Here is a 25,719-nt window from a genome sequence, read left to right as displayed (position 1 = left end):
ATTTTCATAATTATAAAAAACTGTTTTTTTTTAAGTGTTTTATATAAAAATTAAAAAAAATAGGTGGTTAATTATCGGTATACTATTTTTATAGAAGATGATTAGATTAGGAGAAAAAAATGAAAAAATACAGTTATATGCTTTATGCAGCCTTATTGGTTTCTGCACCTATAGTGAATACGTCGGTAAGCCTAGCTACTAGTGTAAATTCTAAAACAAACGCCACTACTTTAGAACGAAAAAGTAGAACGAAAACTAAAGATAAAAAAAGCTTATCATTAAATTCAGTAAGTTTAAAGAGTGAGGTAAAAGAAGTATTAGCGGGGGAAGTCGCCCCATTTAGATTAAAGCTAAATATTTCTAAGCCAGTTAAAGCATCAACGGTTACACTCGTTGTCAATCTACCTGAGAAAGCTGAATTAGCAACATCTTTAAACGATTTAACGATTGGAGAAGTAACGCCTGTTCTAAAAAATGGCACACTTCGTTATGAGTTTAAAGAGCTGACAAAAGGTATTTCGGTGAATAAAAAATTGAGTTTGAAAACCAAAAACGGTTTTACACCAAATGGTACAGAATTGTCAGTTAATGGAGAACTTGAAATAGATGGAAAGGCCTCTAAAACTAATACAGCTGTTATTACAATTTTGAGTGAAGCAACTTTTGCATTAACAAATAAATTTAGCCATAAAGTTGGAGATGATTCAAAAGTACAAATCCCAGCTCCAGGTGAAGAAGCAGTTTGGAATTTTAATATTACAAGTCCGAAAGCAAAACAAGGGATAGAATATATTAAAGAAGGAACTGATCTTACTTACAAATTAATATTAGATGAAGGTCTGACTTTTGTTTCAATGGAAAACAATCAGCCAAAACCGACAGTTAATGTGATTGATACGCCTGGTAGTCCAAATCAAGGCAAACAAGAATTAACTTGGGTCTTACCCGCACCTTCTTATGAGGAACAAGGAAAACAAGATAGCGTGTTACAAGGGCATGATTTTTCTTTAAGATTGAAAGTAGCCGAAGATGCAAAAGTCTTTGAGTCATTAATGACAAGTCTTACAGCGTCTGCCACATTTGTAGGTGGCGAGTTTAAATCAATTAGCCATGACGGCTCTTTAATGGTAGGACCAGATGATAAAAAAAATCCTCCCCCAATTACAGAGGGTGGGGTTTACGCGATTGCTCATCGTGGTGCTTTAGATGGACATGGTAATGTATCAACACAATCGAATAATCCGGATCCTGATGTTTATGAAGGTGCTCAGCTTAATTGGCAAGTTATGTTGACATCAGGTATGACCAATAGTCCTCATCTGACTAATGATATGAAAGATTATACAGTTGTCTATGAGTTAGATAAACATTTAGATTTCACAGGATTTGCAGCGGGAGGCGCTGATTACCGTCCGAATAGTTCGTATCCAGAAAATGTCCCTCTATTGAAGCAACCTAACTATGATTTATATGTTAAGTATGCAGATGAAGCTGATTTTAGAACGAAGCCTAATTATAAAGATGTGAAACCTGGAAATAATTATACGCCAAAAGTATTAGGGATTGAAGAAGGTAAAAAAGTTGACAAAATCATGTTGAAATTCAATTACGCTCCAGCTGGAATGTATGGTCCAACTGTTGCTTTTGGAACAACACCTGAAAAAGGGTATTTTGGAAAGATTACGAATCATGCAACTGTCCAAGCCCAAGGTGTTCGTTTTTCTAGTCAAGGAGCTATATTTAAATACAGTGAAAAAGGTGTATTTGATCTTTTAACTAATGATTATATTCCAGGAAATGACAAATGGTTAGGGTATATGGGTGTTCGTTCAGCAAATGTTATTGCTTATCCAGAGGGTGATGATAAAGTTATCAATACAACTGTAGGGTTAACCCAAACAGCGGAAGATGAAACGGTTATTTCTGGTGATAATAAAGTTCAAGTTTCATTAGTAAGTGATGAATCTAGTTTAGCCACAATTAAAGGACCATTTGAAAGTTTTGTGGCGTTACCAAAAGGTGTAACATTGGATGAAACTGCTATTAAAGACTTATCTCACTCAATCAAAGTAATTGAAAATGATTTCCAAGGTAAAGGAAAACAGTTAGTTGATATTAAATGGGATGCAGAACGTATTGTACCGAAAGCTGATTTGACAGAATCACTACCTGTTCATGTTGATGTTGACAAAGCACCTAAAACATTGAACTTTGAGTTGTTTACAACGATTAAAGAAGATCAAAAAGTAAAAGTGCCAGAATCAAGTCAAGAACTAGGAACAAAAAAAGTTGAAGATACATTTGATATTGATAAAGATGGCGATACAAAAGAATTTATACTAAAAAATGATAAAAAATATGCCTCTGTTAGAGATGAAGCATTAATTATAGCTACAAGCTTCAATAACAAAAATGTATCAGTTACTGAAGGAATAAATGAAGCCGATTTAGGTGATACAGTGACAGGTGTAATGGATATTCACAAAACATCATCGGAAGTTTTTGATGATTTTATACTAATGGGAAGTGTTCCATCACTAAATGATTCTACATTGGTTACAGGTGAAGAGAGAAAGTCTGAATTTGGGTTAAGTTTGAAAAAGGCGATTACTTTACCTGAAGATTGGAAAAATAAAGTCAGTGTATTTTATAGCACAACTAAAAATCCTAATACTGTAGGTGAACTGGATGCCAACACAGATTATGCAGACCAAGATCCTATTAAAAATCCGATTCAAGGTCAGACTGCAAAATGGGTGAGTGAATCTGAGGTTAAAGATTTTTCTGAGATGAAATCATTCAAAGTAGTTTTTGATAAGAAAGATAAAGAGTGGGTAGCAGGAAGCACTCGTCGTGTCCTATTTGAAATGGCAGTTCCTGAAAGTATTTGGGATTTAAAAGTAGGGGACGTGAAAAAAGCGTGGTTCACTGTTGCGGCCGCAGCTGATAAATTGGTTCCTACAGAGGCTGTTAAAACAGGAATTTCAGTAGAAGGTAAAGATGAATTTATCTCTGTCACTCATAAAGTAACAACAGGAGAAGAGTATGCACCGGCTGAAAAAATGGAAGGTAAAGCGGGAGAAAAAATAACAGTTAAATCCGCTCCATTAAAAGAAGGCTACCAATTAGTAAGTGTCAAAGTAGACGGTAAGGAAGTTGGCGTAAAAGAAGCGTTGGACTTAGAAATTACTAAAGTTGAACAGAAGGTAGAATTTGTATACGGACCTAAATTAGTGATTGAGTTACCAGAGTTAACAGAGCAACCAATAACGGTTACTCATATGACAACTGAGGGTAAAAAATATGCTGAGGCAGAAGTGTATGAAGGAAAAATAGGGAAAGTATTTGATGTTAAAGCTGCTCCGGTAAAAGAAGGTTATCAACTAGTAGGGATAAAAGTAAATAATACCCTACAAAAAGTATCAGATACAGTGTCTGTTAAAGTCACAGGGAGTGCACAAAGTGTTGTCTTTATTTACGGACCCAAATTATCAATTGAATTACCTGAATTGGACGTTCAACCTGTAAGTGTTCAACATGTTACAACAGAAGGAAAAGAATATGCAGAAACTGAAATACTGACAGGAAAAAATGGAGAACAAGTAACAACAAAAGCAGCACCATTAAAAGAAGGATACCGTATTGTAGGTGTTAAAGTTAATACAGACTGGTTAGAACCAACTGAAAGTACAGATCTTACTTTAACAGGTACAGCGCAATCTGTAACCTATGTTTATGGGCCAGATTTAACTGTAGAACTACCAGAATTAGAGAGTCAACCCGTTATGGTCCATCACGTGTTAACTACAGGTGAAGAGTATGCTCAAAGTGATGTTAAAACAGGCGCTATTGGAGACATTTTAACTACAGTACAAGCTAAATTAAAAACTGGATTCAAATTAGTAGGTGTGAAGGTTAACGATAAATGGGTAACACCATCAGAAACAATTGATATTAAGGTGACAGCTCAAGCACAATCTGTAACCTATGTCTATGGACCGGACACTACTGTCGAATTACCAGAGGTGACAGCTCAACCTATTACCATTAAACATATGACATCAGATGGTAAGGAATATGATAAAACAACAGTAGTTGAAGGGAAGAATGGTGACACCGTTAAAGCTAAGTCAAGCGCATTAAAAGAAGGCTATGATTTAGTAGGCGTCTTGGTTAATAAGCAAGTAGTTAAAACCAATGATACGGTAGAACTTAAAATAAAACCGACAGCTCAATCTGTTATATTTATATACGGTCCTAAATTAATTACAGAATTACCTTTATTAGATGCGCAGCCTGTCAAAGTAATGTACAGCTATAATGACGGTGAGGAATACGCTAAAGCGACACAATTGAGTGGAAAAATTGGTGATAAAGTTAATCCTAAACCAATTAAGCCTAAAAAAGGTGATGAATTAGTAGGTATTAAACTGAACGATAAGTTGTTGGATAAAAGTGATGATAAAGAGTTAGAGATGACTATCACGGCATCCACTCAAACTGTTGAATTCATCTATGGACCAAAGCCAATAGAGCCAACACCAGAAGTTGAAGAACATAAAATTAAAATAACACATGTTATGAAAGAGGGTTCAGAATATGCGCCAACTGTTGTTTTAAATGGAAGGGTTGGAGAAAAAGTACGTGCCAAATCTGCTAAGTTAAAAGAGTCAGTTAAACTAATTGCAGTTAAGATAGATGGTACAGATGCCCCGTTGAATGAGGGTGGCACATTAAAAACAGAGTTAGAGATGGTTATTGGAGATAAGGATAAAGAGGTCCAGTTTATCTATAGTAAGGAAAGCGATGCTAAACCTAAACCAGATAAAAGACCCAATATTCCGGTTAAAAAACCTACAAGTCCAAAACCAGTAATAGAGAGACCGGTAATTGAAAGAAAAACAAAAGACAGTCATGCTTTACCTCAAACTGGAGAAGATAGGGTGTCAGGTGTTATTGCTACAATCTTAGGTGGTATTGTGGTAGCAGGAGTCGGTTTTATATATGTTAAATCAGCACGATCACGCAAAAAAGATTAAAAAGAAGCCACTGGCTTCTTTTTTTTGTGGGTTTAATTGTAAAAAGTTAGTAAAAGAGCCAAATGAGGACAGTGTTGTGTTAAACTAAACACTATAATTACTCAAAGGAGCGTGTCAGCTATGAAATTTGGCATTATGATTGAAACAAAAGAACCAGAAAAAGCGTGGAATGGTTTTAGGTTTGCGTGTGCATCTTTAGAGAAAAAGCATGAAGTGAAAGTGTTCTTGATGAGTGAAGCAGTTGAATGCGAGCTTATAGAACATGATGTTTATAATGTTAAAGAGCAGATGGAACGTTTTGAAAAATTAGGTGGGGAACTGTTAGCTTGTGGAACATGTCTTAAATCAAGACAGTTAGAAGAAGAATCGGTATGTCCAATATCTACAATGTTTGATTGCGTTGAAATGGTGGAATGGGCAGATAAAACGATTACTTTCTAACGTAGAAAGATGAGCTAAGGAAGGACTTTTTTTCACCACTTAAAAAGTTCTTCTATTTTTTTGTGACTATTTTAAAATATATAATAAGTTTTTTTATTGAACGGTATTTAAACGCATTGACAATAAAAGTAGCAAATGGTATTTTTAAATCAATGTATGAGCGTTATATAGTGTTATATTTATATAGTGATAAAAAAATATAAAAAATTAAATTCACTCGGATTTTTTGTACATAAAAGGAATGTTAATTAAAAAAGGTTTATATTTGTTTTAGGAGGAGTTGTTAGTAGTGATTAAGTTATTTGGAAAGAAAAAACCAAAAGTTCAATATTTGAATTATGATTCATATGGAGAAGAATTAGATTTAAATTTGATGAGTGATAGTGTTATTATCAAGGTTGAAAATGGGTTAGGACATTTAAAAACAACTGCGACACAAATTGATGGAGAAGAAGGTTTATCGTTAGAGTTGAATGGCACAAAAGTTCTTTTAGCAGAGTCTGATGCAAATGCGGATGAAACAGCTGTTAAATCTATAGAAGATTATGCGAATCTAATTAATCCAGAACGTATTGTTACCAAGTCGGATGATTATCGTATGATGATGAATGAAGAAGAGGCGACTTTTGATGATCTTTTGAAAGTAAATGAAGGTATTTTTGGAATGCTAGCATCTGGTTTTTATAAAATCTCTTTAAAAACCATCTTTCCAACTTATGGTCAAAAGGAGCTATTTTCGTCAGAGATAAAAACTAAAGAATTAAAAGCTTCTGCAGATACCTATTATAGTTCAGTTGAGGGAGATGCTATTTTTGCTGACAAACGTTTGGCCTACATGTTACCGACTCAAAATGAAGAAACTATTTCAGATAAATGTTTAGAAAGTTATCGAAATAAAGCGTATTTAGGTAGAGGGCTGATTATGTCATTTACTGGATTTTTAGGAGGGCTTTTAGATGGTCACCATAAAGCAACAGTTGCTTATGAACGTGGGATCCCCTTAGAATGTTTAACAATTGAGGCTTTGACAGATCAACGTGCCCTTCGTTTGAAGTCTTCTCAACTTAAAGTGTTAGGTGTTAAGCCTCAAGCTTTCCCTACGCCTCAATCTATCCCTACAATTGAAGAGTACGCTCAAATTTATAGCTTTATAAATGACTTAGGTTTAACTAGTCATCGTGAAGTAGGCTTACTTTATAGACGTATTTTGAATGGTGAGCAATTGCTATCGAGTTCTGAATTTGATGCATTAATAGCGTATTGTCACTTGTACTATGAGAAAGCATTGATTGAATTGTACCCAATTGCATTAGAATTGCAGTATAAAAATTCTCGCAAAAAATATTTCTCTTATGTGACACAAATTAATAATGAATCGAGTGTAGATGAAATTTTGTATGACTACTTGAAGAAAGATCAGCGTAGCTGCCCTGAAACAACAAAAGAGTGTGAGGGCTACTTTGGTCGCAAACTAAAAGTAAATAACTCGTATGATTTAAATTCAACATTTGAAAAATCAGACCAACCGGACTCTGTTTTTTCATCACGATCAATGTTGCCATTATTAGCATTACTTAAAATGGATGAAGCAAATTAAAATGCCGAATTTTCGGTATTTTTTTTTGAGTTCAAACAATTGACCCGCTTAATTCCTTTGTGTTAAGGTCATAGAGTTGAGTTTTTAAGGAGGAATTAAGAGAATGACAAAAAAAAGACAGCAGTATTTATTAATGCTGGGCATTATATTGATTGCAACGAATTTAAGGGCGCCAATTACTTCAGTAGGCCCTGTGGTTAATCAAATCAGTAATGAGCTACATTTAAATGGAACATTAACAGGTTTAGTTTCAACGACTCCTTTAGTTTCATTTGCAGTATTTTCAATGCTTGCGCCCAAAATTGAAAAACGTTTTGGCATTGAACGTGTATTATTTGTTGCGTTATTATTTTTAACGGTTGGAATCGTGATTCGTTCGCTAGGATCAACTTTCAGTTTATTTTTCGGTACCGTTTTTATCGGTATTGGAATAGCGCACGGTAACGTGTTATTACCCAGTATGGTAAAACGTTATTTTCCAGATAAACTTGGCATGATGACGGGAGCCTATTCTGTTGCAATGACGACTTTTGGAGCATTAGCATCGGGTATTAGCCTACCAGTTTCAAAGATAGGTGGAATGGGGTGGCAAGGAGCATTAGCCATCTGGATGGTACTTTCACTTGTGACAGCATGTGTCTGGTTTCCACAAGTTAGGACTAAGACAACAGTTGATTTATCGATAAGTAAAGAAGAATCAACTAAACTTATGCATTCGTCACTTGCGTGGGCGATTAGTTTGTTTATGGGAATTCAATCTTTAGTTTTTTATACGTTAGCAGCATGGTTACCTGCAATCTTGTCAGATAAGGGAATTAAGGCAGAAAGTGCGGGCCTAATCTTAACCGTCTTACAATTGTTTATTATTCCAGCTACATTTTTTGTCCCAGTTTTAACTACAAAGGTAAAAAAACAGTACCTATTAGTTATTATAGGTGTTGGTAGCATCATTGCAGGTGTGGTTGGTATTATAGTTTCAGATTCAGTTGTTATTAATTATATTGCGGCTGCTTTGATTGGAAATGGTGGCGGATTTTGCTTCAGTTTATCTATGATGTTCTTTAGTTTGAGAACATCAAGTCCACATCAAGCTTCTGAATTGTCGGGTATGGCACAGGCGATTGGTTATTTACTTGCAGCTTGTGGGCCATTGATGTTTGGAATGTTGCATGATCTAACAAATAGTTGGTTATCTCCGCTCTTTATTTTATTGGCATTATCTGTTATTTTATTAGGAGTAGGGTTAAAATCATCCCAAAATAAACAACTATAAATTATGGTATTCTTCTATAATTGAGTGAGGTGTAGAATGTTACAAGATGCATTGATAGTCATTGATTTACAAAGAGGTGTTCATACGTTAGAAGCACCCTTATATGGGTTAAATAAAGTTATAAAAGGTGTGAATGATCGAATTGACTTATATCGTGAAGCGAATAAGGCTATTATTTTTGTTCAGCATTTTAATGAAACAAATTTAGTCAAAGGTAGCAAACCATGGGAATTATTTTCAGTTTTAAAGAATGAGCCAACAGATAGTTATATTGATAAAGATACAGCGAATTCTTTTTATAACACGACTCTTTTAGATGTTTTAAAAGAAAAGGAAATAAATTCAATTGAATTTTGTGGGGCGCAGACAGAGTACTGTGTGGATACAGCTGTTCGTTTTGCTCAAGGAAGTGGCTATAGCTGTTATGTAACACCTGGCTTGCACACAACCTCAGATAGTGAGTTATTAGCTGCTGAACAGATTATTGCTCATCATGACAATATTTGGCGTAATTGGTTTTTAAATAACTAATAGTAGGAACAACACCTATTTAGATGAAAATCTAAATAGGTGTTGTTTTTTTATATTCTTAGTGGTAAACTCTATTTAGAAAGTTATCTAATTAGAGTATTTTCTAAATAGAAAGGAGTAAGAAAACTATGGGAATGTCAGAGACTCTAAAAGCCATTTCTGATCCAGTAAGACGACAGATTTTGGAAATGTTAAAAGGTGGCGATTTATCAGCAGGTGATATCGCTGAACGTATCGATTTAACGAATGCTACGGTATCTTATCATTTGTCGCAGTTACAAAAAGCGGGACTGATTGAGAAACGTAAAGAGAAAAATTTTATTTATTATGAGTTGAATCTATCAGTTTTTGAGGATGTATTAATGTGGATTCAACGTTTAGGAGGAAACTAAGATGGAAAAAGTAGATTGGAAAACAGCGATAATTACAACATTGGTTACTCTGTTACCGATAGGGGCAGGACTATATTTTTATGAAGACTTACCTGAAAGAATGGCGATACATTTTGATATTAATAATGTAGCAGATGGATTTGCCGGTAAAAATGTTACTTTATTTTTATTACCAATCGGGATGGCTGCAGTCCAATTGTTTACATGTATTATGAGTGATAGAAAAAAAGAAGCTGGTTATAAACCAAAAGTTGATTATATTTTTAAATGGATTATTCCAATTTTAAGTTTTTTTGTTTACGGTTTAACACTGGCTGTTGGGCTAAATAAATCTGTAGATATTCGTATTGTTATCTGTTTAATTTTAGGAATCATGTTTATGATTATCGGTAACTATTTACCTAAAACACGTGGCGATTATAGTTCTAGTAATCGACCTTTTAGACAAGTCAAATCACCGGCTGTTATGAAAAAATATAACAGACTGATGGGGTATATATTTATGATAGTTGGCTTACTAATGGTAGTGTCAATTTTCTTTGCTCCGATTGTATCAGCGGCAGTTGTAATTATATTTGTTGGTGTGAGTTTAGTAGTGAGTCTTTACTATATGAGAGAAGATAAATAGTCAGTATGTTATACTTTAAGTAATATAAGGTGTGTAAGGAGAGGCATTATGATAAGAAAAGCTTTTATTTTTGATTTGGACGATACGCTATACGATCAGTTTCTAATTTTTAAACAAGGGTTCGAATTGTTTTTAAAAACCTATCGAGGAAAAGAGGAACTCTCGTCAATACCAGATTCGATTTTACGTTCGATTTATATCAAAAGTCGTTATTATGGGGATCAAAATTTTGAAACCATTCAAAAATATCCTGAGAAACGTTTTTATTATGATAGTTTACGTGTCCGTCTAGCTTTTCGTGATTTTGGTTTTGATTTAACTGAGGAAGACACCAATAGTATCGATAGCCTTTATAAAAAGGAACAGTCCAATCTTGTGTTGGCAGACGGTATGAGAGAGTGTCTAGCCGAATTAAAAAAAGAAGGTCATTTTATCGGGGTCATTACAAATGGTTATTCTAAACAACAACGCGATAAGCTAGAAGCGTTGCAGCTGTCAGAGTTAATTAATTCAGACCGTATTTTAGTATCAGCTGATACACCGTGGATAAAGCCTCAGAAAGAATTGTTTGAGTATTATATATCTGAACATAATTTAGAAAATTTGGCTATATTTTATATAGGAGATTCTTATGAGAATGATGTTTTAGGAGCGTGGAATAGTTTTGTCACGCCAATCTGGTTAAATAAAAAGAAACAATTAGTTGAAGAGGGCGATCGTGATTTATATCATGTGACCTCTTATGATGAATTGTATACTAGACTAAAAAAAATAAGCGCCCAATTATAGGGGGGCTTATTTTTTTAGAGACAAGAATCTGCTAATTGGTTTAGTTTTTTGTTAGTAAGAGTGTACTCTGAGGTAATAGAGCCTTTTTCTAACTCTATAATATAGTCCGTTGTCAGTGCTAGTAATTCTAAATCATGAGTAATGAGTATCACAATTTTCCCAGCTTCTTTTATTTCATTTATTGCTGAGGCAACTTTAACAAGGTGGTAATAATCTAATCCACTTGAGGGTTCATCTAATATAACAATAGGTTTGTCTGAAAGGTATGCAGTCGCAAGAGCTAGTCGTTGCTTTTCTCCACCAGATAAAGTTCTAGGATGGTGATTAAGCAGGTGTTTCAGGTCAAATAATGCAAGGGCTTTACTTACCTTGTTTTTATCAGGAGCATTAAATAGTAATTCTTGATTGACTGTTTCAAAGAAGAATTGTAGGGAAACATCTTGCATGACCATAACAGATTGTTTTATTCGTTTTTTCTTTTTTAACTTCTTAGCATCAAGGTAAACCTCACCATATTTAAATCGTTTTAACCCAGATAGCGAATTGATTAGAGTACTTTTCCCAGCACCATTATGACCCATTAGGCTTGTCACTTGATTTGAATTAAAGTTGATGTCCTCAATAGAGATAACGTTAGGTTTACCAGAGAAGCCTGTTACCAGCTGTTTTCCGGTTAGTTTAGTATCAGTAGCGACATTTTCTTTACAACTGATAGCTAGATGAGAGGGTTCAAGGGTCCTAAGACCAATTTTTTTTCGGTAGTTCTCACCAAGTTTTTTGAATTCGTCAATACTTAAATCGTGAGTGATATTTCCGTTTTCTAATACAATATAGCGGTCAGCTAATTCGTTTAAGTAGGAGAGACGATGTTCCGAAATAACAATAGTTGTTCCCTTTTCTTTAATTTTTTTAAGAATAACTGCTAATTTTTTTGTGTTTTCAAAATCAAGGTTACTGCTGGGTTCATCTAAAACAATAAGTTTCGGATTTTGAATGTAAGCAGCAGCGCAGGCTACAAGCTGCTTTTCACCACCTGACAAATCAAACATTGATTGTTTTAAAAGTGGGGTTAAATCAAATAGTAAAATGGCTTCTTCTTTTTTTTCTATGATTTCTTTTGGAGAATGACCTAGATTTTGAGCAGCAAATGTAAGTTCATCGTCTACTTGTGTTGTAAAAAATTGTGTACGAGGTTGTTGAAAGACTGAACTGATGTACTCTGAAAAGTCATTAAGGCTACTTTTCCCTAGTTCTTGATTAGCGACACAACATTTTCCTGATAAAGCGGTAGGGTAGTTAATAGGTAATAAGCCATTTAAACATTGAGTCAATGTTGTTTTACCACAGCCGCTTTTACCACAAATAACAACAAATTGCCCCTTAGGAACAGTGAGTTTCTCAATAGAGAGTACGGGAGCTTTTTTGTTAAATTGGACGACCATATTTTTAATCTCTATCATAACGATTCCTTTCTGTACTTATAGAATTAAAAGCATGACTGATGCTATTACGACACAGACATCAAGTAAATTAAACTGTAGTTTTTGAAGTTGTGTACGAGGGTTAGTTCTATCTAGCCCTTTAGAAAGGCCAGCTAGTGTTAATTCTTCAGCACTTGTAATAGCAGAGTTTAATAGTGGGATTAAGAAGGCTTCCCATGAAAAACGTTTAAAAAATGGTTTAGAACTAAGTCTAAGACAGATACTGTGATAGACAGATTTTGCATCGCTTAGAAAGTGCGGTATAAATCGTATCATGATTAAAAGCGGGATGAGTAACTTTTTGGGTACTCTTAATTTTTCGAGTGATAAGATTAATTCTGATACGGTAGTAGTTTTAATTAGATAGATCCCTGCCATCATGGTAGGCATCAGTTTAATTAACCCCAGTGAAAATGCCGCTACAGCACTAGCGAAAAAATAATCATGATAGGTTGAAGTAAGCGTATAGAGAATTACCAATACAAGTATGACGAAAAGTGTTGTAAAAAGGGTTCGGTATTTCTTAGCTATAAGCAATAAAAAAGCAAGACCTCCGATTAAAAGTGCTTGCTTTGTAAACGATAGATTCAATAGAAAGGCCAGGTTGCCAATTATAATCAAAAAATATTTGATACGAGGGTCTAAAATTAATCCAGGCATTCTTGACCATCCTTATTAAAATGTTTTTTCACCATTTTTTGTCCATATAATCCACCGACAATTGAAAGTAACAGAATAAGTAAGATGATAATAACTAAAAAGCTATTACTAACATAACTAAAAGTTTGATCGATATAGACCGTATCTTTTCCGCGACGAACTAAATCGTTAATATATTGATCTTTCATAAACCAAAGTGGAAGTAAGGGTCCAATTAAACCAAAGCTGAATAAAATATAGCCAGCTAAATCTTTAACTTTATTACGCGACCCTATATGTGTTAAACAATCTGCCAAAATACCGAATAGAAAATTTGGTATAAATGATAATGGGAAATGACCAGTTAAAAGCATGAAGACACCCATTACAGAACTAAGAATAGTGATAACTCCAAACTTAGGAACACGGTCTAAAAGAACAAAATAGATTGGGCCTACAAGAAGTGCGCAGACGCTAGGTAGTAAGAAATTACCTAGACCAGGCAACAAGAACATGCAACTGAAGGTTATAATTGTAACGATTACAAAGTATAAACCAGAAAAAACACCAGTAGTAATTAAATCTTTTGTTGATAAATTAAGTTTCATTGCGGTATTTCCTTTCATTTTTAAGTCTAATCTTACCTTATCTATTTTATCACAAATGAGAACTGATATCAGTTGATAGGCTTGTGAAATACAAAAAAACGTCTGCTTTTTTTAAAGTAGGCGTTTTTTGTTGGTTATAATTTTTTAATTAGATAAATTATGACCACGTTTTATATGTTGCATAATTTTTAAAGCCGTTTTCTCATCGATAATCATATCTGTAAAGAAATTACCGTTTAGTGCACCAAGGCAAGCATTAGCTTTAAATTTATTATTACAAATTGCGATACGGTTTGGTATCTGTAAAATTTCCACAAGACTTAATCCAAATGTTTTATCGTGTGTTTGATTTAAAAATTGTCCATTACTATCATAGGGTCGTCCGTACACCATTCCAATAGCCTCATTAAATTGTGGACCAAAAACAAGTTCTTTATTTTGGTTCCAAGCGTCAACACTTGTGATAGAGCTAGGAGTTGCTAATCCTGTTAAGAGTAAATCAGCTTTTTTAGCTGCAGATAAAGTTGTATTGATAATGGGTTCAAGAGCGAGTAGTTCACGAACGTCATCATTCATAACATAGAGCGGTGCGCTAAGGGTTAAGTAATTGGCTTCAAACTTACTAGCTGCTTTTTGGACCAATCTTAACGAGCCTGCAAGTGAGTGATATTTTCCCACCTCACCTATAAACTGAGTAAAGGTTAAGTCCTCACGAATTTCATTTTTAAATTGTTCGATGACTTTGTAAACACTGTCTCCCCAAGATAGAGCCACAGTTTTGGATTGATCAATACGAGATTGAACTGTTTTGGCACAAAAGTCCCAAAAGTGACCGTCGTCTTCGGTAATATTTTCTGTATTTTTCAAAACCTGAACAGTTGTTTGGAATTGGCGGTTAAAGAAAGACTCTAATTCTTTGTTTCTTGTAAAGGGAGAATTAATTGTGATTGTTACAACGCCATTATCAATTGCTTGTTCCAAGTTTTTCAATATTTTATAACGACTTAAATTATATTTTTTTGTTAAGTCAGTAATGGGTATGTTTTTTAAATAGTAATCTTCAGAAAGATTCACTAGTAGTTCATCATTATCAAGATTATTGTCCATAAAATCACTTCTTTTCTCTCAGATTAGTAATAGTATAGCAAATGTTGAGTAAAATTTGTAGTGTGATTATTTAAAGTATTTAAAAAATAAATATAATTATTTACTTTTTTAGAAAAAAGTTTATAATGATATTTATAATATTGAAAAATATTTAACTTATTTTTAAATAATTAAAAAAGGAGGAAATCGAATGGAACAAGAAGTATTAGATTTACATCAAAAACATACAGGTGTTCTGAGTATGAAAGATGAAATTGATGTGACTAACAGTCATGACTTAGCATTAGCTTATACCCCAGGAGTGGCAGGTTTAAGTAAATTGATTGAAAAAGAACCTGAATTAGCTCGTGATTATACGATTAGTGGCAAAGTTGTTGCGGTGGTAACAGATGGAACCGCTGTTTTAGGCTTAGGGAATGTAGGGCCGCAAGCTGGTTTACCAATCGTTGAAGGGAAAGCGTTATTATACAAATCTCTTGCAGGTGTTGATGCCTTTCCGATTTGTATAAAACAAGGAAGTGTTGATGAGGCAGTTGCAACAATTCAAAATTTAGAACTTAGTTTTGCAGGGATACATTTAGAAGATATTCAAGCACCCGCTTGTTTTGAAATTGAAGACCGTTTGCAGGAAATGCTATCTATCCCTGTTTATCATGATGATCAAGAAGGGACGGCTATTGTTGTTTTAGCAGGGCTTTTGAATGCAGCCAAGCTTGCAGGCAAAGAACTTTCTGAAATGAAAGTCTTGATTAACGGTGTTGGTGCTTCAGGGATTGCCACAGCTAACCTTTTACATGCAGCCGGTGTTACAAAAATGACTCTTGTTGATATTAATGGTGTACTAAGTAAAGAGTCAGGTTGTTCAAATCGCTATCAAGAAGCCCTAGTAGAACGTATCAATTATGACGTTCAAGCTAACACTTTAGAAGAGGCACTGGTTGGTCAGGATGCCTTTATCGGTTTGTCTGACGCTAACTTAGTTACGAGTTCTATGGTCAAAACGATGGCGGAAAATCCTATTATTTTTGCATTAGCCAATCCAGTTCCTGAAATTACACCGGATGAAGCTAAAAAAGGTGGTGCTCGTTTAATCGGAACAGGATCTTCAGCTTATCCTAATCAGATTAATAATATCTTAGCTTTTCCTGGCTTATTCAAAGGTTTATTGGAAGCTAAAATTAATGCTGTTACATTGCCACTTCAAATTGTAGTAGCAGAAGCGATTGCAGGTTTGGTCTCAGAACCAACTGCTGAAAAGTTAGTTCCAGGAGTATTTGATGCAGGTGTTGTTGAGGCTGTAACAGATGCTATTATTAAATTTAAAGAAAAAGAGGAGGCGTTATAATGTCGGCGCAAACAGAGACAAAACAAACAAAGACGTTTGTTGAAAAATTAAAAGGATTTAAAATTGGGTTCATTCCATTGCCATTATATTTATTATTAGCTATCGGTTATGCTCTTATGACTTTTGCAGATAAAGTACCTGAAAATGATATGTTAGCAGCACTTGGTATTATGACTGTATTTGCTTATTTATTAGAAGAAATCGGTAAAAATATTCCAGTACTTAATTCATTAGGTGGGAAAGTATTAGTTGTAACATTCTTCCCGGCGTTCATGGTTTATAAAAACTGGTTACCTGAAAGCACGGTTAAAGTCGTAAGTGACTTTATGAGTAATACAAACTTCTTAATGTTCTTTATTACATTATTAGTAGTAGGTAGTATTGCATCAATGAACCGTCACACATTAATTAAAGCAAGTTCTAGAATTATCATCATCTTAATTCTATGTGACATTATTGGGTCATTAGTTGGAACTGGTGTTGGTATGATGTTAGGTATGTCAGCTTGGAAAACATATTTCTTCATTGTTGCTCCAATCATGGCTGGTGGTGTTGGTGAAGGTGCTATGCCACTTTCAATGGGTTATGCAGCAATTATTGCTAAAGACCAAGATGGTATTTTCGGTCAAATCTTACCATGTGTTATGTTAGGGAGTTTAGTTGCCGTTTTATGTGCGGGTGCTCTTAAAAAATTAGGTGATGTTCGTCCTGATTTAACAGGTAATGGTAAATTAATCGATGATCCTAATGAAGAAAAATTAGCTAGTCTTAAAGGTGGGAAAGTAGAAGTTAATATCGAACAAACATTGATCGCTGGTGTTGTTGCTATTTCAATTTATTTCTTAGCAGTATGGGTAGAGCATATCTTTAAAACATATGTCGGTTTCCATATCCCATCTCCTGTTATTTTATTAGTATCTGTTATGGGGGCTAAGATGTTAGGTTTCATCCCTAAAGAGATTGAAGAGGGTGGAAATAGTTTATATGGGTTTACAGTTAAAGGTATCACGCCGCCATTATTATTTGGTGTAGGTGTTGCCAAAACAGATTGGAACAAATTAATCGAAGTATTTAATAGTCCTGCAGCAATCATGACTATTATTGCAACAGTTTTAGCAATTGTTGCTACAGCTTACTTCGTATCAAAAGCTTTAGGGTTATATCCAGTTGATACAGCGATCGCGGTATCATGTTGTAGTGGACAAGGTGGGACAGGTGCCTTAGCTATTTTAGGTGCTGGAGACCGTATGGAATTAATGCCATTTGCTCAAGTTGCTGTAAGACTTGGTGGTGCAATGACCGTAACCTTTGCGATTTTCCTAATGGGAATATTATCATAAGCTATTTTTAAGGAGGACTACCATGTATTCAGAATATAATGTAGTTCATCTAAATTTAAGCAATACTAAACAATTAAATGAGTGGTCAACTCTTCTTGAAGAAGAAGGATTAACAGCTTTCTCTAAGGTAGATCTAGCAGAGCTAGATTTTACCTTAGGGATTTATTTAGATGACGAACTAATCGCAACTGCATCAAGTTCAACTAATATAATTAAATTCGTTGCTATTAAAGAATCAGAACGAGCAGGCGGAAGTTTGTTTAACACGCTTATTTCAAGTGTTATTTCTGACTTAGCAACACGTCATATTTTTCATGTATTTGTTTTTACTAAACCAGTGTATAGTCAGTCCTTTCAGTATTTAGGTTTTAAAGAATTGGCCTCAACTGAAAAAGGATGCTTACTAGAAACAGGAGATCAGACTATCAAAGATTATTTAAACGATATACCTCATAAAACTGGAGAGAAAATTGGTAGTATTGTTATGAATGCTAATCCATTTACTTTAGGGCATCGACATTTAGTTGAAACAGCGGCTAGTGAAAATGAGTGGGTTTATTTATTTGTTGTTAGTGCGGATAGATCGTTATTTACAACTGAGGAACGTTATCATTTAATCAAAGAAAATACAAAGGATTTAGATAATGTCATTGTTTGTAACGGAGCAGATTATCAAGTTAGTCCTATTACTTTTCCAACCTATTTTTTAAAGGATACAGATGATAAGGTGGCGTTCCAAACAGAACTAGATGCTAGTATTTTTAAAAAGTGGTTTGTACCTGAGTTAAACATAACAAGTCGTTATTTAGGAGAAGAACCTTTTTCAGTAACGACAAAAGCCTATAATGAAGCGTTACAGTCCGTTTTGAATGGAGTGTGCGATGTAAAAGTGATTCCTCGCAAGGAAACACAAGAAGGTATCGCTATATCAGCGACAGAAATTCGACATCTATTGGCTCATAACCAATTAGAATATATAAAAGACCAAGTGCCTAAACCGACATTTGATTTTATTATGGCGCACAAGGAGAGCTTGTTGACGCGAATAAAAACTAGGGAGGAAATAAAGAATGAAGATTGAAAAAACAGCCATTGCAGGCACATTGGAATCAAGTGATATCCAAATTACAGTATCAAAAAGTACTGAAGGGATTCAAATAGAATTAGATAGCCAAGTAGCTAAACAGTACGGTACACAAATTAAAAAAGTAATGATAGACACACTGGAAGCTTACGGTATTACAGAAGCTAAAGTTAAAGCTGTAGACAAAGGAGCATTAGATTGTACGATTAAAGCTCGTATGGTTGCGGCGATTAACCGTGCTATTGATGCGAAACACACAGATATTAATTGGGAGGTACTGTAAAATGGGAGAACGTTTAAGAAGAACGATGATGTTTGTACCTGGTAATAATCCATCTATGATCAAAGATGCTGGGATTTACGGTGCTGACTCGATTATGTTTGATTTAGAAGATTCAGTGTCATTATTAGAAAAAGATGCGGCTAGAATGTTAGTTTATCAGGCCATTCAAACAGTTGATTACGGTAAAACTGAATTAGTTGTTCGTATCAATGAATGTTCATCAGAATTTGGTAGAGCAGATATTTTCTCAATGGTTAAAGCTGGTGTGGATGTTATTCGTTTGCCAAAAACTGAAACAGTAGATGATGTATTAGAAGTTGAAGCTGTTATTTTAGAGGCAGAGAAGACATTTGGTCGAGAAGAAGGGTCTACACGTATGATGGCAGCTATCGAAGGAGCGAGTGGTGTTCTAAATGCACCAGCTATTGCAGTTTCTTCAAAACGCTTAATTGGTATAGCTATTGGAGCTGAAGATTATGTGACTAATATGAAAACACGTCGTTATCCAGACGGTCAAGAGTTATTCTTTGCTCGTAGTATGATTATTCACGCGGCACGTGCAGCTGGTATTTCAGCATTTGATACAGTTTATTCAGATGTTAACAATGAAGAAGGTTTCCGTAATGAAGTTGCGTTAATTCGTCAGCTTGGTTTTGATGGCAAGTCTGTTATTAATCCTCGTCAAATACCTGTTGTTAATGAAATTTATGCCCCAACTATTAAGGAAATCGAAAATGCTAAAGCTGTTATAGAAGCTATTAAGACTGCCGAGAAGAATGGTTCAGGCGTGATCTCATTAAACGGTAAAATGATTGATAAGCCAATTGTAATGAGAGCTGAGCGTGTCATGATGTTAGCGAAAGCGTCAAAAATAATTGATGAAGAGGGTAATCTTTATGAATAAAATTGAAAGTACATTTAAAAATAGTTTAGGACAAACGTATGAGCCATTTAAAACAGCTGATTTAGAAAGTTTAGAAATAGAACGTGTTGCTCCTAAAGTTAAAACAATGCCGACAACAGGAACAAAACGTGTTGATGATATTCAAGAAGTAATCAAGCGTACTGGACTTAAAGATGGTATGACTATTTCTTTCCACCATCATTTACGCGAAGGAGATTATGTTTTTAATCAAGTGATGACAGAGATTAAAAATATGGGCTTCAAAGACTTAACATTAGCACCGAGTTCATTAACAAATGTTATGAATGATATGGTAGTTGAGTGTGTTAAAGCAGGTGTTATTACATCAATTACAAGTAGTGGTATGCGTGGAAGTTTAGGAGAATTTGTTTCAAGTGGACAAATGGAAAATCCTGTCATCTTACGTTCGCATGGTAACCGTGCTCGTGCGATTGAATGTGGTGAGATTAAAATTGACGTAGCATTCCTTGCAGTACCTTGTTCAGATGATTACGGTAATGCTAATGCGGTCAACGGAAAAGCTGTTTTTGGTTCACTTGGTTATGCTCGAGTTGATGCTCAGTATGCAGATAAAGTCGTTTTAATCACAGATACAATTTGTGGCTATCCAAATACACCAATTAGTATTCCTCAAACACAAGTTGACTTTGTTGTGAAGGTAGAAGAAATTGGAAATCCTGATAAAATTGGGGCGGGGGCAACTCGTTTTACAAAAGATCCTAAAGAATTAAAAATAGCAGAGATGGTTAATAATGTTATTGTAAATTCTGAATACTTTAAAGACGGTTTCTCTTTCCAAACAGGAACAGGTGGAGCGGCATTAGCTGTTACGCGTTATTTAAGAAATTCGATGATTGCAAACAATGTAAAAGCTAGTTTTGCATTAGGCGGTATTACTCGTCCGACAGTTGATTTATTAGAAGAAGGATTAATTGATACTATCGTTGATGTTCAAGATTTTGATAAAGGTGCGGCATTAGGTATGGCTGAAAATGCTAAACAACAAGAAATTGATGCGTCATTCTATGCTGGCCCACATAATAAAGGTGCAGTAGTTAATAAGTTAGATGTTGTTATTTTATCAGCACTTGAAATTGATACTAATTTTAATGTTAATGTTATGACAGGTTCAGACGGTGTCTTACGTGGGGCTATTGGAGGCCATCAAGATGCTGCTAATGCTAAGTTAACTATTATTTCAGCGCCATTGGTACGTGGTCGCTTAGCAACAATTGTTAACGAGTTAACGACCGTTGTAACACCTGGCGAAAGTATTGATGTTGTTGTTACAGAAATAGGAATTGCCATTAATCCAGCACGTCAAGATTTAATGGAACAATTTAAAAATAATCCTAGTATCCCAGTGTTTACTATGGCAGAATTACAAGCAAGAGCTGAAAAAATTGTTGGAGTTCCTGAACCAATCGAGTATACTGACAAAGTTGTAGCTTACGTAGAATACCGCGATGGTTCATTAATTGATGTTGTTAAACAAGTAAAAGAATAGTGAGGTAAGCGAGATGGATATGTTCCTAACAGGTATACCGCAAACATTGCTTGATATATTAGATAATAAAGAAGAACGGGAGTGTTATAAATTGAAACAATTGGCAGTATTCCCTACTTGTCAATTGATCTCAATTGGGATTAACATACCTGGAGATATCAAAAACAATGAGAGAATCGAAAAAGTGTTTGATTTGGCAACAGAAGCGTTTGAACGCTACTTAGTGGATAATGAAATAATCATACGTCATGTGAGAAAAAAATATAATCCAACTGGACCTGAATTTTATGCATTAATAGACTCTAAACGAGATGATATTAAGAAACTATGTATTAACTTTGAAACTTTTCATCAGGTAGGTAGACTACTTGATATAGATGTCTATCAACGAAACGATGTGGGAGAATTGGTCATTATCGACCGTGATTTTTATAACTTACCGTCTCGACGTTGTTATGTTTGTGAGAAACCAGCTAAGGAATGTACCCGCGCTAAAACTCATTCGATAGAAGAATTAAGAACTAAAATAAATGAAATATGTCAGTCATTAATTTAAAGGAGATAATAATGAAGAATGCTAGATATTATAGTCAATTTGCCCAGCGTGCTATGCTCTATGAAGCCGTTTGTCACCCGAAGCCTGGTTTAGTGGACCCTGTTAGTCCAGGCGCACACCAGGATATGGATATTTTTACATTTATAGATAGCAGCTCTAGTATGCAAAAAGAGTTTGAAGACATGTATCTGGCTGGTTATCAATTTGATGGAGTAGATTTAAAAAATCTTTTTGATTCTATTCGTCCTATAGGCTTAAAGGCTGAAGTAGAAATGATGAAGTCGACTTATGATGTTAATACTCATAAAGGTGCTATTTTTTCATTGGGTATTTTATTAGCAGGATTAGGCTATTTGGATAATCAGAAAACAACAGTATCAATTGACTCAATTCAGAGTGTTGTTAAAGAGATGACAGGACACTTACTAGATGATTTTAATAATTTAGAGTTGAAGCCGGAAGAAAAGCTGACAAACGGCGAGAAACTGTACCTCGAATATGGCTTGCTTGGAGTTAGAGGGGAAGTAGCACAAGGTTTTCCTACTGTATTAAATTACGGTTTACCCTTGTTAGAACAATATGGGGACTGCTCTAATGAGTCGTTATTGAATGTTTTGATGTTGATGCTCTATTATAATGAGGATAGTAATTTAATTAAACGAGCGGGTGACGTCAAAATATTAAATTGGGCTAAAACAATTGTGACACGTTATTTCAAAAAAGGTGGAAGTCAAACAAAAGACGGAATACTTTATCTAAATGAATTAAATGACTTATTTATTTCTGAAAATCTATCTATCGGTGGAACAGCAGACTTGCTTATTGTAACCGTGTTTATATATTTAGTGGTATCTAATCAAAAAAAATAAGACCATATGGTCTTATTTTTTTTGGAAAAGTTTTTCTAAGTAGATATCAGAAATCAAACGGCATAGAGCTTGAAGATCTTTATCTGCTTCAATATTTGCATAGTAGTAAAACTTAACTGGTTCTTCATAGGCGTGCAGTTGATCAGAAACAACTAAGTCAGCCTGCCTTGCATCATTATGGAAGACGATAGTATCAGGTTTGAATAATTCTGACAAACGTTCTTTTAAGTAATATTCATAAGATAATTTGGTTTGGAAATCTAATACAATATAAAGTTGTGTTTGACGTGTTTTGCGATAGAAAGAAGACGTTAATTCTTCAAAAAAGTCGATATTGTCTAATAATAGTTTTGCGTAGCTAGGTGAAATCCCTGTTTTAATCAAATCAGATGAAATATTAGCTTGAAGAGTTGATTTTGGAGAAGTGTCCTTGGCATCTTCCGTTAGCTGTGTTGCTTTAAAGATACTCTTCATATCTGATGAAAATAGTTTTAGGTAGATTAAGCTGACTAATGTTGTATAGTTAAATGTTAAAGCATCTTTTTTTGAAGTAGGACCAATACTATCTAGTAGATGTTGGCTGATTTCTTCAGATTGCGCAATTATCTCTGGCAATTCAGTGTTTAACTTCTCTAAAATGTTTAAGTAGATTATAAGGTGATCATTCTGTTCTGCTACCTGAGAAAATAGTATTAGAACTAAAAAATTTATAAAAGCAAGAGCATCTGGGTTAGAAATCATGTCATTAATTTCTGGACTGAATAAATTTGTTTCATTATATAAGAGTTCCAATAGCAGTTTTACATCGGGATCTTCTATGGTGTAGTTTTCTAATTCGGGTAAGAAATTTCTTATACAATTGTACAAGGTATTTGCACGAAACTGTTGGAAATCATTCAAATCACTAATGGTATGATCAGTGAGGTAACGTTCTATTTCTATTTTTTTATCGTCATTATAATTTTCTCCATCAGAAAATAATTTATCATGCATTTCTGAGAATAGGTATGAAAAAAGTAAGATATTTTGTAAGCTACCCTCTAAACCGATATTTCCGCGTTTTGTCTTAATTGTTATGTTATAGTGTTTTAAAAATGCTTTAAGTCGAGCTAAAATTTGATTGTAGTAAACTTCTGAAATATTAATTTCAGTTAAAAGTTCACTTAGTTTAAAATGGCGATGTTTCACTAAATAGTTCAAGATTAAATATTCGTAGGAATGAGCTAAATCAGATTGAACTTTTTTTATAATTAAAATATTTTTACTGAGGTGTTGATTTTCAGGTGAGTTGAAATCAATTTGTAAAGTTTGTCCTGTATTTATAATAACAGGTTGACTTGTTTTAAATTGATCTTGATAATAATCATTAAGCTGTGAAACATAACGATCTAATGTCGGTCGACTTACTGCCAAACTTTCGCATAAGTCCGTTTTTTGTTTAGGATTCTCGCTAGAAAGCTGATTAAGAAGCATTAGTATTTTGTGTTCATTCGTTTTAAATATAAGATTTAACATAAAGATCTTTTCTCCTTTATTCAACAGATATAATGAATTCTATTTATTTTAGCATAAAATAAACAGGTTGTTATTATATGAAAATAACAAAAAAAATCCAAAAAACAAAACAAAACGCTCAAAAAGGGTGGTTTTTTTCAAAAAAATAGTTATTTGAACTAATTAGTTTATTATTAGAAATTAAATTGTTTTTTTTATTAACGTATAAAACGTACGTTATTCGAAAATATGTAAATTAAAAAGACCCTTAAGGTCTTTTTATTTACGTTTGAATATACCAAGTACACTACGACTCATTTCTCGACCAATACTTCTAATTAACTGATTTGTGAAAGAGTCTGCTATTTTTTCAACAGCACCTTTTGGTTTTTTCTTCTTCGCTTTTTCTTTAAGTTTTTCTTCTTTTTCTAATTCCTTTTGTAATTTCTCTTTCGCTTCTTCTTCTCGTTCAGCATCAATTTTTTTAGAAAGAAGTTCATAAGCTGATTCACGATCAACAGGAGAGCGGTATTGTGCATCGAAAGGAGAAGTTTCAATTAGTTTTTTATACTGAGTTTCATCGACTGTTCCTAGGAAACTTTCAGGTGGTCTGACCATTGCTCGTTCGACAATACTTGGTGTTCCGGTATCATCTAAGAATGAAATTAAAGCTTCACCAACTTGTAACTCAGTAATAACATCCGCTACTTTAAAGTTTTCATTAGGGCGGTAGCTATCAGCCGCAGCTTTAATTGCTTTTTGTTCTTTGGGTGTATAGGCACGTAAGGCATGTTGGATACGATTACCTAGCTGAGCTAAAATCGATTCTGGTAGGTCGATTGGGTTTTGGGTAACAAAATAAACGCCCACACCTTTTGATCGGATTAAACGAACCACTTTTTCAACTTGTGACACTAGGCTTTTGGGCATGTCATTAAATAGAAGATGTGCTTCATCAAAGAAGAAAACAAGTTTTGGCTTATCTAAATCGCCAACTTCGGGCAGTTCTTCAAATAATTGTGCAAGTAACCAAATTAACATTGTCGCATACAATAGCGGATTTTGATAAAGTTTTTGTGCCATTAAAATATTTAGGTAGCCTTTACCAGTATCATCTTGTCTAATGAAATCAGTTAGTTTTATAGCCGGTTCTCCAAAGAATAAATCTCCGCCTTGTTCTTGTATGGTAAGTAAGTGTCGTTGAATTGCACCAAGAGTTTGTTTAGTAATATGACCATATTCACCTGTATAGTCAGGCAAGTGATTGCTTACTTCTGTGACCAAGGATTGTAAATCTTTTAAATCAATTAAAAGGTAACCTTTGTCATCTGCAATTTTAAATAAAACTTGTAAGACATCTGCTTGAGTGTCACTTAATTCAAATAATCGAGAAAGTAGGATAGGACCCATCTCTGAAATCGTCCCTCTAACAGGGTGACCTAATTCTCCGTATACATCCCACAGATGAACTGGAAAGGGTTGAGCGGTGTAATCAGTAATTCCGAGTTTTTCAAGGCGGTCCTTCATTTTATCGGCATCACCAGCTTGAGATAAACTAGCTAAATCACCCTTGATATCAGCTAAAAACACTGGTATTCCTTGTTTACTTAATTGTTCAGCAATAACCTTTAGTGTGACTGTTTTTCCGGTTCCGGTAGCACCTGTAATAAAACCATGGCGGTTTAAGTACTGTAGCGGTATGCCTAAATCTTTTTCATTTTTTGCGATAGTGATACGTGTCATATTTATACGCCCTCCTTAAATTCTTCTTATTCAGTCTATCATCTTAAG

The 25,719-nt window shown here is 34.4% G+C and carries 22 protein-coding genes; 16 read left to right on the top strand and 6 right to left on the bottom strand.

Annotated features, from left to right (window positions below; translation table 11 throughout):
* The first annotated feature begins 119 nt into the window (after positions 1-119).
* The 8 genes from CBF31_RS02370 to CBF31_RS02335 all read left to right on the top strand — a co-directional run bounded on the left by CBF31_RS02370 (position 120) and on the right by CBF31_RS02335 (position 10,690).
* Positions 120-5,039, top strand: coding sequence for a MucBP domain-containing protein (locus CBF31_RS02370; RefSeq protein WP_126830599.1), 4,920 nt, complete (start codon positions 120-122; stop codon positions 5,037-5,039).
* Positions 5,040-5,159: 120 nt separating this feature from the next.
* The gene (locus tag CBF31_RS02365; RefSeq protein ID WP_126830597.1) at positions 5,160-5,480 is read left to right on the top strand and encodes a DsrE/DsrF/TusD sulfur relay family protein; all 321 of its coding nucleotides are present in this window, start codon (positions 5,160-5,162) and stop codon (positions 5,478-5,480) included.
* 289 nt (positions 5,481-5,769) lie between these two features.
* Positions 5,770-7,077: a hypothetical protein gene (locus CBF31_RS02360; RefSeq protein WP_126830595.1), complete on the top strand. Its 1,308-nt coding sequence runs from the start codon at positions 5,770-5,772 to the stop codon at positions 7,075-7,077.
* Positions 7,078-7,180: 103 nt separating this feature from the next.
* The gene (locus CBF31_RS02355; protein ID WP_126830593.1) at positions 7,181-8,350 is read left to right on the top strand and encodes a CynX/NimT family MFS transporter; all 1,170 of its coding nucleotides are present in this window, start codon (positions 7,181-7,183) and stop codon (positions 8,348-8,350) included.
* 36 nt (positions 8,351-8,386) lie between these two features.
* Positions 8,387-8,881 (top strand): cysteine hydrolase family protein, encoded by a 495-nt coding sequence (locus CBF31_RS02350; protein ID WP_126830591.1) that lies wholly within the window; start codon positions 8,387-8,389, stop codon positions 8,879-8,881.
* Positions 8,882-9,009: 128 nt separating this feature from the next.
* On the top strand, positions 9,010-9,273 hold the full coding sequence (locus tag CBF31_RS02345) for an autorepressor SdpR family transcription factor (RefSeq protein ID WP_126830589.1): 264 nt from the start codon (positions 9,010-9,012) through the stop codon (positions 9,271-9,273).
* A 1-nt stretch (position 9,274) separates the two neighbouring features.
* Entirely contained in the window at positions 9,275-9,901 is a 627-nt protein-coding gene (locus CBF31_RS02340; protein WP_126830587.1) for a DUF1648 domain-containing protein, read from the top strand.
* A 48-nt stretch (positions 9,902-9,949) separates the two neighbouring features.
* Positions 9,950-10,690, top strand: coding sequence for an HAD family hydrolase (locus CBF31_RS02335; protein WP_126830585.1), 741 nt, complete (start codon positions 9,950-9,952; stop codon positions 10,688-10,690).
* Between the two features lie 14 nt (positions 10,691-10,704).
* Here CBF31_RS02335 and CBF31_RS02330 read toward each other — a convergent pair whose 3' ends face one another.
* The 4 genes from CBF31_RS02330 to CBF31_RS02315 form a co-directional block, all read right to left on the bottom strand.
* A complete protein-coding gene (locus CBF31_RS02330; RefSeq protein ID WP_126830583.1) occupies positions 10,705-12,150 on the bottom strand; it encodes an ABC transporter ATP-binding protein in 1,446 nt (481 codons plus the stop codon).
* An 18-nt stretch (positions 12,151-12,168) separates the two neighbouring features.
* Positions 12,169-12,831, bottom strand: a complete 663-nt coding sequence (locus CBF31_RS02325; RefSeq protein ID WP_126830581.1) for an energy-coupling factor transporter transmembrane component T — start codon at positions 12,829-12,831, stop codon at positions 12,169-12,171.
* On the bottom strand, positions 12,819-13,418 hold the full coding sequence (locus CBF31_RS02320; RefSeq protein WP_170167844.1) for an MptD family putative ECF transporter S component: 600 nt from the start codon (positions 13,416-13,418) through the stop codon (positions 12,819-12,821). The genes CBF31_RS02325 and CBF31_RS02320 overlap by 13 nt, the downstream gene beginning before the upstream one ends.
* Positions 13,419-13,562: 144 nt before the next feature.
* Positions 13,563-14,525, bottom strand: coding sequence for a sugar-binding domain-containing protein (locus CBF31_RS02315; RefSeq protein ID WP_126830576.1), 963 nt, complete (start codon positions 14,523-14,525; stop codon positions 13,563-13,565).
* Positions 14,526-14,715: 190 nt separating this feature from the next.
* Here CBF31_RS02315 and CBF31_RS02310 point away from each other — a divergent pair, with 190 nt between their 5' ends.
* Genes CBF31_RS02310 through citG form a run of 8 tightly spaced genes read left to right on the top strand, consistent with a single transcriptional unit; the run spans position 14,716 to position 22,434 of the window.
* Positions 14,716-15,870, top strand: coding sequence for an NAD(P)-dependent malic enzyme (locus tag CBF31_RS02310; protein ID WP_126830573.1), 1,155 nt, complete (start codon positions 14,716-14,718; stop codon positions 15,868-15,870).
* Complete coding sequence (locus tag CBF31_RS02305; protein WP_126830569.1) at positions 15,870-17,210, top strand: 2-hydroxycarboxylate transporter family protein; 1,341 nt, start codon at positions 15,870-15,872, stop codon at positions 17,208-17,210. Before CBF31_RS02310 ends, CBF31_RS02305 begins: the two co-directional genes overlap by 1 nt.
* A gap of 22 nt (positions 17,211-17,232) precedes the next feature.
* Positions 17,233-18,291 (top strand): [citrate (pro-3S)-lyase] ligase, encoded by a 1,059-nt coding sequence (gene citC / locus CBF31_RS02300; RefSeq protein ID WP_126830567.1) that lies wholly within the window; start codon positions 17,233-17,235, stop codon positions 18,289-18,291.
* Complete coding sequence (gene citD, locus CBF31_RS02295) at positions 18,281-18,577, top strand: citrate lyase acyl carrier protein (RefSeq protein WP_126830565.1); 297 nt, start codon at positions 18,281-18,283, stop codon at positions 18,575-18,577. Before citC ends, citD begins: the two co-directional genes overlap by 11 nt.
* A gap of 1 nt (position 18,578) precedes the next feature.
* Complete coding sequence (gene citE, locus CBF31_RS02290) at positions 18,579-19,481, top strand: citrate (pro-3S)-lyase subunit beta (RefSeq protein WP_126830563.1); 903 nt, start codon at positions 18,579-18,581, stop codon at positions 19,479-19,481.
* The gene (citF, locus tag CBF31_RS02285) at positions 19,474-21,009 is read left to right on the top strand and encodes a citrate lyase subunit alpha (protein WP_245977902.1); all 1,536 of its coding nucleotides are present in this window, start codon (positions 19,474-19,476) and stop codon (positions 21,007-21,009) included. Before citE ends, citF begins: the two co-directional genes overlap by 8 nt.
* A 13-nt stretch (positions 21,010-21,022) precedes the next feature.
* A complete protein-coding gene (gene citX, locus CBF31_RS02280; RefSeq protein WP_126830560.1) occupies positions 21,023-21,565 on the top strand; it encodes a citrate lyase holo-[acyl-carrier protein] synthase in 543 nt (180 codons plus the stop codon).
* Between the two features lie 11 nt (positions 21,566-21,576).
* On the top strand, positions 21,577-22,434 hold the full coding sequence (gene citG, locus CBF31_RS02275; RefSeq protein WP_126830558.1) for a triphosphoribosyl-dephospho-CoA synthase CitG: 858 nt from the start codon (positions 21,577-21,579) through the stop codon (positions 22,432-22,434).
* A 12-nt stretch (positions 22,435-22,446) separates the two neighbouring features.
* Here citG and CBF31_RS02270 read toward each other — a convergent pair whose 3' ends face one another.
* Positions 22,447-23,949, bottom strand: coding sequence for a helix-turn-helix domain-containing protein (locus CBF31_RS02270; protein ID WP_126830556.1), 1,503 nt, complete (start codon positions 23,947-23,949; stop codon positions 22,447-22,449).
* Positions 23,950-24,207: 258 nt separating this feature from the next.
* Entirely contained in the window at positions 24,208-25,671 is a 1,464-nt protein-coding gene (locus tag CBF31_RS02265) for a helicase HerA-like domain-containing protein (protein ID WP_126830554.1), read from the bottom strand.
* Positions 25,672-25,719: the final 48 nt, after the last annotated feature.

The organism is Vagococcus fessus (assembly GCF_003987565.1).
Lineage (GTDB): Bacteria > Bacillota > Bacilli > Lactobacillales > Vagococcaceae > Vagococcus_D > Vagococcus_D fessus.
The sequence above is the reverse complement of the archived record's forward strand: the minus strand, read 5'-3'. Positions and strand labels throughout refer to the sequence as shown.